The following is a 14,779-nucleotide window of genomic DNA, read 5'->3' as shown; positions in this document are numbered from 1 at the left end:
CTCATGTTCCTCTCTTTCAGGCGAGGATCATGGGTGTGTTACTATTTTCGATGCAACAGATGATTATGACGTTGTAATTGTGGGCGCAGGCCCAGCAGGGCTTTTTGCAGCTTACGAACTTGCAGTATCCGGTCAGAAGATACTTGTAGTGGAGGAAGGTAAGGATATTGATAAGAGGTATTGCCCGATGTCATCTGTTCTATCGTGTGAACATTGCACACCATGCTCCATTCTTTGTGGAGTGGGGGGAGCAGGTGCTTATTCTGATGGGACATTGAACCTGAGGCCTGACATTGGTGGTGATCTGGCAGAACTCACTGGTGATGAAAGGACTGCCTGGGAACTTGTGGGATATGTTGATGGTATCTATCTGAAATACGGTGCACCTCAAAAAGCCCACTCTGCTACAGGTGCAGATGCAGAGATGCTAAAGCGGAGGGCTGCTTCGGTAGGTGCCAGGTTCATAGATATAAAGCAGCGCCACATCGGTTCGGATAATTCTACAGCTCTGATTAACTGCTTGAAAAAAGATCTAGAATCCATGGGAGTTTCTTTTCTTCTTGAATCGAAGGTAAAGGATGTCCTTGTGGGTGAAGGGGAATGTAAAGGTGTGCTTCTGGAAAACAGGAAGATAAATTCAAGGTATACTATACTGGCTCCGGGGAGAGTGGGATATCAGTGGATGAATTGCCTTGTGAACCGTCATTCCATAAAATATTCATACAGCGGAGTTGACATTGGGGTTCGTGTGGAAGTTCCTTCCATAATCATGGATCCAATTACCCGGATAAACCATGACCCTAAGTTCCACATATATACTCGTAGATATGATGATTTTGTTAGGACATTCTGTACCAACGAACGTGGATTTGTTGTAAAGGAGGAGTATGGTGGATTCGTTGCAACAAATGGGCATTCAATGCATAGTAAGGAGTCTGACAATACCAATTTTGCATTCCTTGTGCATGTGGAACTGACACGTCCAATGGAAAATACCATCAAATATGCAAGGTCGGTGGCAAAACTTGCAACGACAATTGGTGGTGGGAAGCCTGTCCTGCAAAGGCTTGGAGACCTGAAAAGGGGACGACGGTCAACAGCAGAACACATTTCCAGAAATACAGTTATAAACACCCTCAAAGATATCACTCCCGGGGATATTTCCATGGCAATGCCTCATCGAATTGTGATGGATATAATAGAAGGTCTGGAAGTGCTAAGTAAAATCATTCCCGGTGTTGATTCGGATTGCACTCTTTTATACGCTCCGGAAGTGAAATTCTACTCACTTAAAATAGATGTTGACAGCACAATGCAGACAAATATTTTCAACCTATTTGTTGCAGGAGACGGTGCAGGTCTTTCACGTGATCTGGTAAATTCTTCGGCAACCGGAGTACTCGCTGCTAGGGGTATACTATCACATATCAATAAGAAGTAATGAGGAACCTCGCACAACGATGGTTTGGGTGAAGTTTGGGGTATGATACATTTCTTAAAAGAATCAATGCATCAGAGGGGAATGATGTGATGACGGAGATTCCTCGTCCACCTACATATGAATAGCCATATATATAATTTTTCAATTTGTTTGGCACTGTTTTTTTATTTTGCAATGTCTATTGTTCTGTGCGACGGTAAAGCGGTATAATGGATTGCCTTTGGAATGAGGTTATGGGATTCGTTCCCCGTATCCCCATTGTGACATGCGATACTATTTCAGACATAGTGTGGTATGAAGCTCACATGGAATGTGGCGAACCTGGTACCTTAATCCAGCTAGCTGCTAGGGAAAGATGGCATTGATGAACGTAAGTGAATCGTTGGTAAATCCATACAGGCGTCGTTATGACAGACAAGCGAAATAAGGTGATACGCTTGGGCCAAAAGGCAAGGAATCCGGATGTGGTAACCAGAACAGTGCCACATCGAATGAACATCGCATTCTCGGCGTAAAGACGGCATCTAAACCATCACTATCTATCCATCATACTGAAACCGGTAAGCCTGATATGCTCCAAACTACTTTGTAGATGGTGGGGGTCTGACCTAATGCATAGCAGGTAAAGGATTTGACATTAAGCGAAGGCTCGGGTGTAATGTCTGAGATAGGGACTATTATCCTAACCTGAAAGGGTGCTGACTTGTCAAAGGTGTGTCAAAAGCAAAGGAATAAGATTTCGGTGTATGTAAAAGAGCCAAAGACACTTCGGTGAGGCATTTACAAGTTGAAAGACTATCCGCCTACTTATTCATCATGCATGCGACATGCGTGAGCGTACTGCGGTGAAAATTGCACGGTGCGTTCTTGGAAGACGGAGTGGGAGTAATCCCACTCTGTTATTCGACTATTTTTAAATCTTTTTATACTAACTATTTTACAATTTAATGCCAAATGAAAAAGAATATATATTGTGGTATCGCTTTCCACATCATTATGTCAGGTTCTTTAAATGCAGGTGTTTCAAAACAGCAATATATCCTTGGTGGAAATGGTGAGGATGTTCTCCTTTATCTGGGAAGGTATCTTGCACGCGACAGGTCTTCAGGTTCCCATGTGTCCCTTGATGTGAATAAACCCCATGCAGTATTCATTGCAGGGAAAAGAGGCTATGGAAAATCATATACTATGGCGGTTCTCATGGAAGGGCTGATGATGCTCCCTGATAATATCAAAAATAGCGTTTCTTCAGTTGTCATTGATACCATGGGGATTTTCTGGACGCTTGGAAAGAGCAATGAAAAACAAAGTTCAGCCATTAATGAGTGGGGAATGGAGCCAAGAGGCTTTGACATAGATGTTTTTGTACCTGCAGGAAGTCTTGAAAGTTATCAGAAGAGGCACATTAAAGTAAAACCGCTTTCCATGCCAATATCCCAAATAGATGGGTATGAGTGGTGCAAATTATTTGGTATAGATGCTATTTCTTCATCTGGTGTACTTATTATAAGAACAATCGATATCCTCAAAAAGAACTCTGTTTTCTCCTTTGATGATATTCTTGCTTCTGTAATGGAGGACGAACGTTCTGATGCAGTCACAAAAGGTGCTGTAGAAAATCATTTCAGTACTGCTTCATCATGGGGTGTGTTTGCTGAAAAAAGTGAAGGCATAGAGGAAATAGTCAGAGGCGGTTCTACATCCGTTATTGATGTCAGTACTATCAAAAGCGAAGCTGTAAGATCAGCACTTGTCAGTTCAATTACACGGAGTATCTATCATCTTCGACTTGAAGCCAGACGTTCCCATGAGAGGATAATGATGGGGGATGAAAATGTCGAAAAAGGCATCCCTATGGTCTGGTTGTTTATTGATGAGGCCCAGCAATTTCTGCCTTCAGAGGGTAGAACTCTTGCTTCGGATGTCCTGTTAAATGAATGGCTAAAACAGGGGCGTCAGCCTGGTCTGTCGCTGGTGCTTGCAACCCAGCGTCCATCGTCCATACATCAGGATGTGCTTTCACAGTCTGATATTGTAATATGTCATCGCCTTACATCACAGGACGATATCAGTGTTCTTGAATCTGTTCGGCCAACGTACATGAAAGAGAATTTTGGTGATTCTATCATGAAAATGGGCTCTGAGAAAGGGGCAGCATTTGTTGTGGACGACAACACAGAAGCTTCTCATATAATAAGGATGAGACCACGTCTTAGCTGGCATGGTGGCGATGACCCGGCAATCATCTCTTAATTCTATCTTTTATTTTTTTTCTGCACAAAAAAGTCTATATATCTGCGGAATCATCAGATAACTATTATATCATTATAAAAGCTTCTTTATGAAGAACCAGGCATGTATCTATAGATATAGAAGATCAACCACTGGAAATTGTTTGTGGTGAACAATTGTTCCCAAGATTGGAACTATTTATTCTGTGGTATTCTGTTTTTCATTATCTTCTGTAAAGTAAAATCCTATATTGATAAGTGATTCGATGAAATCATACGAAACAAGACAACAAAACATTGTAGATAGAATTGATTCTGAGGAACCCCTCACAAAATGGAATGACTGGAAATGGCAATTGAGACATTCAGTCACAGATATTGATACATTTGAAACGCTTCTTAACATCAAATTTGAAGCAGATGAAAGGGAAGCACTTGAGAAGACGTTGGATACATTTCCTTTATCTATTACTCCTTACTACCTTTCGCTCATTGAAGTAGAAGATTTCAGGAATGATCCTATCTTCATGCAATCCTTCCCTTCACCTAATGAACTAATCCTTTCTGGCGATGACATGGAAGATCCGTTAAGTGAAGACCACGACAGCCCTGTACCGGGAATTACACACAGGTATCCTGACAGGGTGCTTTTCCACATCAGCAACGTATGTTCTATGTATTGCAGGCACTGCACCAGAAAAAGAAAAGTGGGTGATGTGGATTCCATCCCTATAAAAGATGAAGTTCTCAAGGGAATTGAATATATAGCCAACAATCCGGAGATAAGGGATGTTCTGCTCTCAGGTGGTGACCCTTTCATGCTCTCAGATGATTATCTGGACTGGATTCTCACAGAAATTCGGGCTATTCCACATGTGGAGGTCATAAGAATTGGCAGCAGGATGCCTGTTGTTCTCCCATATCGTGTGACCGACAACCTTGTGAATGTATTAGAAAAACACCATCCTGTGTGGGTAAACACTCATTTCAATCATCCACGTGAAGTCACTGCTTCTTCAAGGGAAGCCCTGCGAAAACTTGCAGACGGAGGAATTCCATTAGGTAACCAGACCGTCCTGCTTGCGGGTGTGAACGATTGTTACAGGATACTGAAGAGACTCTTCCATAGGTTGGTAGAAAACAGGGTCCGGCCATATTATCTGTACCAGTGTGACCTTTCAGAAGGTTTGACACATTTCAGGACATCTGTTGGCAAAGGTATGGAGATAATGGAAAATCTGATTGGTCATACCAGTGGTTTTGCGGTTCCTTCCTATGTGATAGATGCTCCTGGTGGTGGGGGAAAGATCCCTGTTATGCCAAATTATCTCATCTCCTGGTCCACGAACAAGGTTATCCTGAGAAACTATGAGGGTGTGATCACTTCATATGCGGAACCGGATTCATACGAAGCTGTGTATTGTGATCGAAAATGTGATAACTGCAAATTACAGTTAAAACTTGATGAGGCAAAGGAATCAAAATCAGTGGGAATTGCAAGTCTGCTATCTGACTATGATGATGCATTGAGTCTGGTGCCTGAAGATACCGCGCGCATGGAGAGAAGGAACGTTGTGTGACCAGATCGAAAAGATCGCAGGTTCCCTGATACAACATGGTCCATTCAATGACCGTGTTTATCTCATGAAGCTTGCGACAGATGACTTTGGGTATTTGCCATCCACGATTGAAGAAATTGCGCAGGAAAATAATTATTCTAAGATATTTTCCAAGATACCTATATCTGCCAAAGAATATTTTCTTAACAGAGGTCACATTGAAGAAGCTCTTATACCTGGCTTCTTCAATGGGAGTGAAGATGCCTGTTTTATGGCAAAGTATCTTTCTCAGTCACGTATGCAGGAGCTGACTTCTCACGAGAATACTTCAGTTTTGAAAGCGGCTGTCTCAAAGTTCAATGTTTCCAAAGATGTGAAACTCTCAGATGATGAACAATTCATTGTTTGCGGAGAGGCTGACACGCCCGAGATGGCCGATCTGTACAGGCAGGTATTTCCAAGCTATCCTTTTCCAATAAGTGATGCCACTTATCTGCTTGAAACAATGTATGAGAATTTTGTTTATTTCGGAATAAGAAAAAACGGAAAACTCGTTGCTGTTTCTTCATGTGAGATGGATACTGCCGACAGCAATGTTGAGATGACTGATTTTGCAACACTTCCTGAATTGCGGGGAAAAGGCTATTCCTATTATTTGTTGGATGAGATGGAAAAGAATATGAGCGACACCGGCATCAAAACAGCATACACCATTGCAAGAGCAAGGTCATATGGCATGAATACGGTTTTTTCACGCCATTCCTACATCTATGCCGGAACGCTTGTAAATAATACCAATATTTCCGGGGGTATTGAAAGCATGAATGTATGGTACAAAAAGCTTTGATCAGACGTAATAGATACTGTCCTTAATACTTCTGGTTATAATCTCTACACTGTAGTTCTGCACAGGTATCTCGTAGAGAAGATGATTGTTTATGAAGCTGGCCAACTCTTCTTCATCATTGAAAAGACCGAATGCTTTGATAGAGTATTGGCCAGTTGTCTGGTATATTTTGATGAATTCATCGATCTGCATGAGTTTCTTTATGCTTTCTTTTGTTTTTTTAGGCTCCATTTCCAGATTGAATATAGCAAAGGTATGTTTGCCAAACTTTTTAGGGTTCAATAACACGGTATAATTTTTGATATATCCTTCTTCTTCCAGTTTTTCAAGTCTATATCTTACTCCGTTCTCGCTGAGATCCACTTTCTTAGCTATCTCTGTTATTGGTGTCCTTGCTCCTTTTTGCAGCATGGAAAGTATGACTTGATCTTTTTTGCTGACCATCTACTTAAACTTGGGTTTGTTATTACTAATGATTTTTCGTTATGGCATTTTCTTACACATTTACAGTTTACTATGTGTGATATTTATGTAACTCTCAATTTGCCAGTAGTATTATTTAGTATAATGATATCTAAGGTATAGTTTCAACTATTAGTATTGATTATCATTAATATTCTTAATCAGGTGGAAATATGAACGGAAGAGTCTGGAAATTTGGAGATGACGTTGATACGGATGCTGTGATTCCGGGAAGGTATCTTATCATGAATACCCCCAAAGAACTTGCAGCACATGCTTTTGAAGGTGTAAGACCTGAATTCCCTACAGAGGTCAAAGAGGGTGACATCATTGTTGCCGGTAACAATTTTGGTTGCGGTTCTTCAAGAGAACACGCCCCAATTGCACTGAAAGGAACAAAGATAAGCTGTGTGATCGCTAAATCATTTGCACGTATCTTTTTCAGGAACTCCATTAATATCGGTGTGGCACTTCTCGAGTGTCCTGACACTGATAGAATAGATGATGGTGATGAGCTATCTGTTGATTTTGCTTCAGGTGAGATTACCAACGTCACAAAGAATGAGAAATATCAGGCGACACCTCTGCCGGACTTCGTAAGGGGAATTATGGATGCTGGTGGCCTGATTGAATACACAAGACAAATTATATGATCACATTGTAATCTCATATATTTGTTATTATTAAGAAGATCTTATCTTAGGAGTAATTATGACACAGTATAAAATACCTGTAATTCCAGGTGACGGTATAGGGCCTGAGATCATTGCCGAAGGTCGCAAAGTAATCGATGCTGCAGGCGAGAGATTTGGATTTGATGTCGAATGGACAGAGTTCCCGCATGGTGCTGACCATTATCTCGCAACAGGTGAACTCATTTCAGAAGATTCTCTGAAAGAGCTTTCTAAGTATTCTGCTATTTACCTTGGTTCAATAGGTGACCCAAGAGTGGCACCGGGTGTCCTTGAGAAAGGTGTATTGCTTGCTGCCAGGTTCTACTTTGACCAGTATATTAATCTTCGTCCTATCAAGTTACTTGAGGGCGTCTGGACGCCTATAAAGGACAAGACTCCTGCAGACATTGACTTCACGGTTGTCAGGGAAAACACGGAGGACTTCTACATCGGTATAGGCGGACGTGCAAAGAAAGGTATCAGCAAAGACCTTCTTGAAGTCTCAAGATCCCTTTACTCTGCAAAGTTCGGTCTTGACATCGAGACTGACAGTGAGGAGATTGGGTACCAGATCGGTATGATCTCTAAGGAAGGTACACAGAGAGTTATCAGATATGCATTCGATCTTGCTGAGAAGAGCAAGAAGCACGTATCATCTGTTGACAAGGCAAATGTGCTTTCTGATATCTACGGATTTTGGAGGGAAGAATTTACAAGTATTGCATCCGAGCATCCTGATGTTACTACAGACTTCAACTATGTTGATGCAATGACCATGTGGTTCGTGAAGAATCCTGAGTGGTTCGATGTTGTTGTAACACCTAACATGTTCGGTGACATAATAACTGACCTTGGGGCAATGGTTCAGGGAGGACTTGGACTTGCACCTGGTGGAAACATCAATCCGGAAGGTACCAGCATGTTCGAGCCAATCCACGGTTCTGCACCAAAGTACAAGGGAATGAACAAGGTCAACCCAATTGCCACTATCTGGGCAGGTGCTATGATGATGGAACAGCTCGGTGAAAAGGAAGCTGCAGATACTATTGTTTCTGCTATCGAGACTAACATACTTGATGCAAAGGTCCGTACCTATGACATGGGTGGCTCTGCCGGAACATCTGATGTTGGTGACGATATCGCAAGAATAGTTCTTGGAAAGTAAATTCTTATTTTGCATCCATCATGGATGCATTTTCTTATATTTTTCTAAGGACTGATATTTAAATCTCTATACTAATTTAGTATTTGATTTATTCTGTTGTTTATCTCATTTTGTTCCATATTTCAGATTGTTCTATTTATTTTGTACGTTTTTATTTAATTATGTATATTCGTGATATACTCTGAAGGTATCATCGACGGGTTTATATATAACTGCAAATTTGTCAAAATTGTTACGTAATTGCGCGGGATACAAGCAATTTGAAATGTAACAACTCCACCTTAAAGGGATGATACATTGTCTCAGGATAAAGATAAAAAACAGCTCATAGAGGATGCAAAGAATTCGATTCTTAATTTTGATGAGAAGAATGCAGAAAATGTAGCTAAAGATGCCCTCAAAATGGGTTTGGATATCAATGACTTTATAGAGAAGGGATATCTTGAAGGCATGAAAGCAGTTGGTGACATGTTTGAAGATGGAAACGCATGTCTCCTTCATATTTTTGCAGCATCAAATACTATGAAAGCAGGTATGTCGGTGTTTGAGGAAAGCGACAGCTGCAAAAAGGGAACAGACAGTATGGCCATCGAACTTGTTAATGAAGGTAAAAGAGACGAGAAAATAGATATTCTCGAAACAATGTTCAGGATAAATGGCTATGAAGTTGTGGAGATACCTGACGATGTTCCTATAGTTGATTTTCTTGAAAAAGATAGAGAATTTGTGGATATTCCCAACTCCTGCAAAGAGGACATAAAGGCTGCAATGGCAGCAAATCCTGGATTAACGACTTTTCAGTTGTGTGTTATTTGACAGCTAATCTTTTTTTGCTATTATTTTTTATACTATTGTTTAATTTGTATTAGGCCATATATCATCATTATCATAGTGATTATATACTCGAGAATAGATATTTTTATATATGATAATTTGCACCCTCTTTATGTAAACTGGTGGCATACTAAGGCCTTTAGGGTTAAATGAATGGCTAATGCCCCTTCATTTAAAGGAGTGTGAATTCTCGTATGGCAAAAACAATTGAAGAACTGGAAAACGACCTTGGTCTCATGAATGAGATGTTTAGGAAATATATACAACTTTCTTTAAATTATCAGAAACAGATAAACCGTGCTGACATTCCTGAAGAGCAGCGCAAGGTCCTCATAGAAAAACTAGAAGCTGAAAACGAGAAAGTCCGCCAGGCAAAAAAGAAGATGGCAATATTTGAGCAGACGATCGACTCTCTCAAAAAGTCCACTGATAAATTAAAAGAGGTTACTTCCTGTAAGGAAGAACCGGAATATCTTGTGGCTTATATCTGAAAGTCACAAACAATTTTTTTAATTAACAATGCGTGTTCCAAGGTAAACGCCTTTTTTATCGCCACTTTTCTTTGTTTCCTGTAAAATAACTTTCAGGACATTCTGTGGTTCACTGCCTTCCATCACTATTGTTTCAATGTTGCAGCGTTCTATTATTTTTGCAGCAAGGGGGTCTACTGGTGATTTTGATCCGGCTTTCATTTCAGTTGTCATTACTGTATTAACAAGCTCCTTTGCTGTCATTGTCTCGTATTTGACAGCATCCGGGTCCTTGCGCGGGTCTGCAGAATATACGCCATCAACGGCTGTTGATATAACTAACAGGTCAGCTCGGAGGTATTCTGTGAGTATTGCAGCAACAGCATCTGTAGTCTGTCCTGGGATGACTCCTCCCATTACAATGATTTTACCAGAGGATAACACATCCTGTGCTTCTTTGTAATCCTTTGGAGGTTCAGGATATGCAGCATCACCCAGAGCGGAAATGAGGAGCTTTGCATTGAGGCGGGTTATATCTATGCCTATGTAGTCACATTCCACTTCGTTGGCACCAGTGCTGCGTGCCACACCGATATAGTCTCTTGCAGCGACCCCGCCTCCAGTAACTACTACAACAGTGTGCTCTTTAGCAAGCTCTTTTAAAGCTTGTGCATATCCCAGAAAACTATCTGGTTTAAGTTCTTTTGCCAGTATTGATCCACCGACTGATAATATAATTAACATGATAATCTCTAGTCGTTACGCTGTCTTGATTTTAAAAGTAACGCCATGGAAATGATCGCAATTGCTCCAATAATTGAAGAAAATCCAGGAACGAGTGTTGAAAGCGACAGTGGAGACTTGTTCATTCCTATACTTTCACTGTGAAGTGCTTTTCCATTGTAAAGTCCAAATATTTTGACTACATCCCCTGGTGCAAGGTCTGTGGAACCATAGTAATAGACTTTTAAGGTATTGTTCCCGTTATCCATTATGATGATGGTATATCTCCCCATGGTCATTTCCATGCTGGAAATATTCCCTACGACTGTCATATATTTTCCATTATGGGAAGGTGAATCTGCAATAATTTCACTTATATTTACAATACCCATATCCTCAATTGGATAATGGAGGACATAAGTGGGTATAAGTGTGCTCTCTGCAATTGGTTCATAAATAAACTCTCCTGTAATTAGAGTCTGTTCACTCACATTGAATCCTTCAAAAAGTTCTATTCTTGATGTTTCTATTTTCAATGAATTTGAATTATCAGTAATGGTTGCTGATTGTTTGCTCAGCTCTGATAAATTTCCAATTACGCTAATTTTACGATAGGCCATAGTACTGTCATACGCAGAGGGATCTTTTTTTATTATGGAAATGGGTACAATTTCCAGTTCAAACATTGATGCATATGCGTTTGTAGCAGTACAACTGAGTAACAGTATTGCCATGAATATTGTTTTTATCATTCTGCTTTTTAGCATAATATCCCTTTATTTAAAGTTTTAAATATGTTAAGCTATCTACTCATATATATTTTGCATCAGATATAAATAGTGTGCATAGCTGACACAATTGTCGCGTGGGGATAAAGAAGAATAGGTATGTAAAAGAGTAGAATTTAAAAGAATATGGAATGAAGATTTACTCTTATTCCATTGTTATTGCGTCTGTTGGGCACACATCAACACATGCACCGCAGTCTAGGCATTCGCTTGCTTCTACAAGTGCAATGTTTTCACCGTTAAGTGTAATTGCCTCTGCAGGGCATTCATCTATACATGTTCCACAACCGACACATTCATCGACAGTAATAATTGCTACCATTTGTTTTACGCTCCTTTAGTTGTACACAATGCACGATTGTGCTTGTATATTTATCTACCATATATTAGTAGAACTCTACATCCTATCATAACAGAACTGAAATAAAAAGTTATCGTTATCCTGTTGTAACAGAGGGGCTGCTGTCCTATTTTCATTAATGTGCCTGCTGACTTACAATTCTGCTATATTCTTTAACGTGTATGTATTATGGTGCAGATTATATATTACAACAATTAAGATTAATTTATATATCAGTTATTAAAATTAACCACATGGAAAAACGAATTGTGATTTTATGGGGTGACATAAGAGGAGTTTCTCCTGTTATTGGAGTTATACTAATGGTATTTCTGACGATTTTGCTGGCAGGTGTTACTGTGTCGGCAGTGTATGGTGATGGTATCAGTACATCACTTTCCAGTGCACCCATGGTTTATGTTAAAGCAGGATCTGAGGGGTCTACTGCTTATCATGTAGGCTTAGGTAAGAACTTCATTTTCCTTGAACATGCAGGTGGTGAGCCTTTATCTGTTGATTCCACAAAAATAGTTATAATCGGCGAAGGAAGAAGCTACACCAGTAACTTCATAGGTGGTATGAATCTATATGGTGATGTTCTCGTCAGTTATGATAACCTTCTTTTTGATGGCAAGGAGTCTGCTTATGCTTCAAGGAATTCTGTTCTTTCCGATGGTTTATGGTCTGCAGGTGAAACACTCATACTCAACGGACATGACAGCATTGATGGTACTTCCGCATCTTCAGTATCTGTTAGTATAAACGGTATTACCAACACTTCCAACAACTATGGCTTGAGAGAGAACGTTGAGATAACCATCAAGATATTAGATCTTGAAACACAGTGTGTAATTGCTGAATGTGAATGTAAAGTAGTTCCTGCAGAATGACCTCTTATGTATCAAAACCGTTTAAGTAATGTGAGGTCATAGGGGTAGTTCGATGAGCAGCAAAAGCGGATACATGAAATATTTTCCCAAAGAAACCTGTTATCCAAATCAGCAGGATGCAATGGATAAGATCCATGCTTCTCTCATAAACAAAGAGATCATACTTTTTGAAGGAGCATGTGGCACAGGTAAGACCCTAAGTGCTCTGGCACCTTCTCTTAATGTGGCAAAACAACTCCAGAAAACGGTTATAATAGCCACAAATGTTCATCAGCAGATGGTGCAATTTATCAATGAGGCCCGTGAGATTAAACAGACCAACGATCTGAAAGTCGCAGTGGTAAAGGGCAAGACTACAATGTGTCCTAATGAAACTGATTATGAAGAATGCAGACTCAAACGCGAGAACACATTTGAACTTCTGGAAACCGAAAGGGAGCTTATTCTTAAAAAACAGGAAATGAAATCCGCTTTCGAAACTTACAAACGTTCAAAGGACCCGGCTCTTGTAGCTCTGCGTGATGCTCTTTCAAAGGAGCTGGATGTTGCTGAGGAGAAGTCAAAAGAGCTTCGAAAGCGATCATGCAATGAGCTTTATGAGGTACTTCGCTACGACGGTGAAGCCTTCAGGCAGTGGTTGTTTGAAGATGTACGAAGCCCCGAAGAAGTTAATGATTATGCATCCCAGAAAGGAATGTGTGGCTATGAACTGCTGAAACGTGAACTCAAAAATGCAGAACTGATTATCTGCAATTTCCATCATGTTTTGAATTCGGATATATTCATGGCCGTGCTCAACTGGCTTGAAAAAGAGCCACAGGATGTCATCGTTATCTTTGACGAGGCACATAATATTGAATCTGCTGCACGGTCGCACTCATCTATTACTATTACAGAGCATACACTGGAAAAAGCAATTGCTGAGATTGAGGCAAATATAGACCAGATGCCTGATGGTGGTATCCATAATTTGCTGAAGATACTTCTCAGCGTAATGCGGGAGATATATAATTCCCGTTTCAAATTCGGTGAGCGTGAGAGGGTCGGAAAGCACTGGTATGATATGCGTATAAGTGATCCTTACGAGCGCAACGACATGGTCTGCGGAAAATTCCTTAAACTTGCAAAGGAAGCAGGTTTCGGGGATGAACCGGAGATACAGAAAGTACTTTCTGAGGCAAGTGCATTCGGTGCAATGCTTGAAGACAACTATCGTGAGCAGTATAAAAAAGGTTTGAGCGCTGTCCTGAAAAAGTCACATATCAGATATGCTTCGGATTTCCTTTCATCATATCTTGTACTGTCTAATAACCTGAACTACTATCCGGTTTTGAATGTGAGACGTGACCCTAGTGATGAGATATATGGTCGCATTGAACTTTTCACATGTATTCCCAAGAATGTAACCGAACCTTTATTTGATTCGGTCTTCTCGGCGGTGCTCATGTCAGCTACACTACGTCCTTTTGATATGGTAAAATCCACTCTGGGGATTGGAAGGCAAACTTGTGAGCTCTCTTATGGAACATCATTTCCTGTGGACAAACGCTTGACTCTTTCTGTTTCAATTCCTCCGTTGTTTTCAAAGACAAGGGATGATCCCCAAACTCTGAAAGTCATTGAAGAGGTTCTGTTTGATGCAGTGGAGCAGACACAGGGCAATGTTATTATCTTCTTCCAGAGTTCTTTTGAGGCTAGAAGGTATTACAGTAAGTTGGAATCACATGTTGATGTGCCTGTTTTTCTTGATGAAGTCGGCGTTTCCTCTCAGGAAGTCAGGGAGGACTTCTTCCGGGTAGGAGAATCAGGTGGTAAGGCTGTGCTTGTTTCATATATATGGGGAACGCTTAGTGAAGGCATTGATTATCGTGATGGCAGGGGAAGAACTGTTATTATAGTAGGTGTAGGCTATCCGGCTCTGAATGACAGGATGAATGCTGTTGAATCTGCCTATGACCACACTTTTGGTTATGGTGCTGGATGGGAATATGCTGTGCAGGTGCCAACCATACGTAAGATACGCCAGGCCATGGGAAGGGTCGTTCGTTCTCCGTTTGACTATGGTGCTCGGATACTTCTTGACGGTCGGTTCACTACGGATGCTCCTAAAAAATTTGGCAAATTTTCTGTGTTCGAGATATTCCCACCAGAGGAAAAAGTGGAGTTTATTGACGTTGCTCCTGAGAAGGTAAAATATTCTCTTATGAATTTTTTCCAGGATAATGAATAATTTCCTACCAATATATGTCTACATTCCGTTGTATTTTCAAAATTCACAGGGGCTACTTCTTTATATTTTAAAAACTCTCTCATTTTCAGGAAATAATATTAGCAATGAAGTTCCATTATCATTAC

General features: G+C 40.4%; 15 protein-coding genes. 11 read left to right on the top strand and 4 right to left on the bottom strand.

Annotation, left to right across the window (positions count from 1 at the left end; translation table 11 throughout):
- The first annotated feature begins 43 nt into the window (after window positions 1–43).
- From QZZ23_RS11295 to ablB, 5 genes are all read left to right on the top strand, one after another.
- A complete protein-coding gene (locus tag QZZ23_RS11295) occupies window positions 44–1,441 on the top strand; it encodes an NAD(P)/FAD-dependent oxidoreductase (RefSeq protein WP_292470343.1) in 1,398 nt (465 codons plus the stop codon).
- A 209-nt stretch (window positions 1,442–1,650) separates the two neighbouring features.
- Window positions 1,651–1,806 carry a hypothetical protein gene (locus tag QZZ23_RS11290; protein ID WP_292470149.1) on the top strand — a complete coding sequence of 52 codons (156 nt, stop codon included), beginning with the start codon at window positions 1,651–1,653 and terminating at the stop codon, window positions 1,804–1,806.
- A gap of 631 nt (window positions 1,807–2,437) precedes the next feature.
- On the top strand, window positions 2,438–3,694 hold the full coding sequence (locus tag QZZ23_RS11285; protein WP_292470146.1) for an ATP-binding protein: 1,257 nt from the start codon (window positions 2,438–2,440) through the stop codon (window positions 3,692–3,694).
- Between the two features lie 244 nt (window positions 3,695–3,938).
- The gene (gene ablA, locus QZZ23_RS11280) at window positions 3,939–5,252 is read left to right on the top strand and encodes a lysine 2,3-aminomutase (RefSeq protein WP_292470143.1); all 1,314 of its coding nucleotides are present in this window, start codon (window positions 3,939–3,941) and stop codon (window positions 5,250–5,252) included.
- Window positions 5,245–6,078 (top strand): putative beta-lysine N-acetyltransferase, encoded by an 834-nt coding sequence (gene ablB, locus QZZ23_RS11275; protein ID WP_292470140.1) that lies wholly within the window; start codon window positions 5,245–5,247, stop codon window positions 6,076–6,078. Before ablA ends, ablB begins: the two co-directional genes overlap by 8 nt.
- On the opposite strand, the gene QZZ23_RS11270 is transcribed toward ablB, so the two are convergent.
- Entirely contained in the window at window positions 6,079–6,522 is a 444-nt protein-coding gene (locus tag QZZ23_RS11270; protein WP_292470138.1) for an Lrp/AsnC family transcriptional regulator, read from the bottom strand.
- 191 nt (window positions 6,523–6,713) lie between these two features.
- Between QZZ23_RS11270 and QZZ23_RS11265 the strand changes: the two genes are divergently transcribed.
- The 4 genes from QZZ23_RS11265 to QZZ23_RS11250 all read left to right on the top strand — a co-directional run bounded on the left by QZZ23_RS11265 (window position 6,714) and on the right by QZZ23_RS11250 (window position 9,704).
- Complete coding sequence (locus QZZ23_RS11265) at window positions 6,714–7,193, top strand: 3-isopropylmalate dehydratase small subunit (RefSeq protein WP_292470136.1); 480 nt, start codon at window positions 6,714–6,716, stop codon at window positions 7,191–7,193.
- A 58-nt stretch (window positions 7,194–7,251) separates the two neighbouring features.
- Window positions 7,252–8,379 carry an isocitrate/isopropylmalate dehydrogenase family protein gene (locus QZZ23_RS11260; RefSeq protein WP_292470134.1) on the top strand — a complete coding sequence of 376 codons (1,128 nt, stop codon included), beginning with the start codon at window positions 7,252–7,254 and terminating at the stop codon, window positions 8,377–8,379.
- A gap of 297 nt (window positions 8,380–8,676) precedes the next feature.
- Window positions 8,677–9,195, top strand: a complete 519-nt coding sequence (locus QZZ23_RS11255; protein ID WP_292470132.1) for a B12-binding domain-containing protein — start codon at window positions 8,677–8,679, stop codon at window positions 9,193–9,195.
- Window positions 9,196–9,407: 212 nt separating this feature from the next.
- Window positions 9,408–9,704, top strand: a complete 297-nt coding sequence (locus tag QZZ23_RS11250; RefSeq protein WP_292470130.1) for a hypothetical protein — start codon at window positions 9,408–9,410, stop codon at window positions 9,702–9,704.
- 18 nt (window positions 9,705–9,722) lie between these two features.
- Here QZZ23_RS11250 and pyrH read toward each other — a convergent pair whose 3' ends face one another.
- The 3 genes from pyrH to QZZ23_RS11235 all read right to left on the bottom strand — a co-directional run bounded on the left by pyrH (window position 9,723) and on the right by QZZ23_RS11235 (window position 11,516).
- Entirely contained in the window at window positions 9,723–10,427 is a 705-nt protein-coding gene (gene pyrH, locus QZZ23_RS11245; RefSeq protein ID WP_292470128.1) for a UMP kinase, read from the bottom strand.
- An 8-nt stretch (window positions 10,428–10,435) separates the two neighbouring features.
- The gene (locus tag QZZ23_RS11240) at window positions 10,436–11,173 is read right to left on the bottom strand and encodes a hypothetical protein (RefSeq protein WP_292470125.1); all 738 of its coding nucleotides are present in this window, start codon (window positions 11,171–11,173) and stop codon (window positions 10,436–10,438) included.
- Window positions 11,174–11,339: 166 nt separating this feature from the next.
- The gene (locus QZZ23_RS11235) at window positions 11,340–11,516 is read right to left on the bottom strand and encodes a 4Fe-4S binding protein (protein WP_292470122.1); all 177 of its coding nucleotides are present in this window, start codon (window positions 11,514–11,516) and stop codon (window positions 11,340–11,342) included.
- A 272-nt stretch (window positions 11,517–11,788) separates the two neighbouring features.
- On the opposite strand from QZZ23_RS11235, the gene QZZ23_RS11230 reads away from it, so the two are divergent.
- Both QZZ23_RS11230 and QZZ23_RS11225 read left to right on the top strand, forming a co-directional pair.
- Window positions 11,789–12,424 (top strand): type IV pilin N-terminal domain-containing protein, encoded by a 636-nt coding sequence (locus tag QZZ23_RS11230; RefSeq protein ID WP_292470120.1) that lies wholly within the window; start codon window positions 11,789–11,791, stop codon window positions 12,422–12,424.
- A gap of 52 nt (window positions 12,425–12,476) precedes the next feature.
- Window positions 12,477–14,654 carry an ATP-dependent DNA helicase gene (locus QZZ23_RS11225; protein WP_292470117.1) on the top strand — a complete coding sequence of 726 codons (2,178 nt, stop codon included), beginning with the start codon at window positions 12,477–12,479 and terminating at the stop codon, window positions 14,652–14,654.
- Window positions 14,655–14,779 lie beyond the last annotated feature (125 nt).

The sequence above is a fragment of the Methanolobus sp. genome, assembly GCF_016278385.1.
Lineage (GTDB): Archaea > Halobacteriota > Methanosarcinia > Methanosarcinales > Methanosarcinaceae > Methanolobus.
This window is presented reverse-complemented; position numbering and strand designations above follow the sequence as displayed.

Excerpts from the sequence above, each read along its gene's own strand:
- QZZ23_RS11265 (WP_292470136.1), top strand. The coding sequence starts at position 6,714 with ATGAACGGAAGAGTCTGGAAATTTGGAGATGACGTTGATACGGATGCT.
- QZZ23_RS11250 (WP_292470130.1), top strand. The coding sequence starts at position 9,408 with ATGGCAAAAACAATTGAAGAACTGGAAAACGACCTTGGTCTCATGAAT.
- QZZ23_RS11240 (WP_292470125.1), bottom strand. The coding sequence starts at position 11,173 with ATGCTAAAAAGCAGAATGATAAAAACAATATTCATGGCAATACTGTTA.
- QZZ23_RS11260 (WP_292470134.1), top strand. The coding sequence starts at position 7,252 with ATGACACAGTATAAAATACCTGTAATTCCAGGTGACGGTATAGGGCCT.
- pyrH (WP_292470128.1), bottom strand. The coding sequence starts at position 10,427 with ATGTTAATTATATTATCAGTCGGTGGATCAATACTGGCAAAAGAACTT.
- QZZ23_RS11270 (WP_292470138.1), bottom strand. The coding sequence starts at position 6,522 with ATGGTCAGCAAAAAAGATCAAGTCATACTTTCCATGCTGCAAAAAGGA.
- QZZ23_RS11230 (WP_292470120.1), top strand. The coding sequence starts at position 11,789 with ATGGAAAAACGAATTGTGATTTTATGGGGTGACATAAGAGGAGTTTCT.
- QZZ23_RS11290 (WP_292470149.1), top strand. The coding sequence starts at position 1,651 with ATGGATTGCCTTTGGAATGAGGTTATGGGATTCGTTCCCCGTATCCCC.
- ablA (WP_292470143.1), top strand. The coding sequence starts at position 3,939 with ATGAAATCATACGAAACAAGACAACAAAACATTGTAGATAGAATTGAT.
- QZZ23_RS11285 (WP_292470146.1), top strand. The coding sequence starts at position 2,438 with ATGTCAGGTTCTTTAAATGCAGGTGTTTCAAAACAGCAATATATCCTT.
- QZZ23_RS11235 (WP_292470122.1), bottom strand. The coding sequence starts at position 11,516 with ATGGTAGCAATTATTACTGTCGATGAATGTGTCGGTTGTGGAACATGT.
- QZZ23_RS11225 (WP_292470117.1), top strand. The coding sequence starts at position 12,477 with ATGAGCAGCAAAAGCGGATACATGAAATATTTTCCCAAAGAAACCTGT.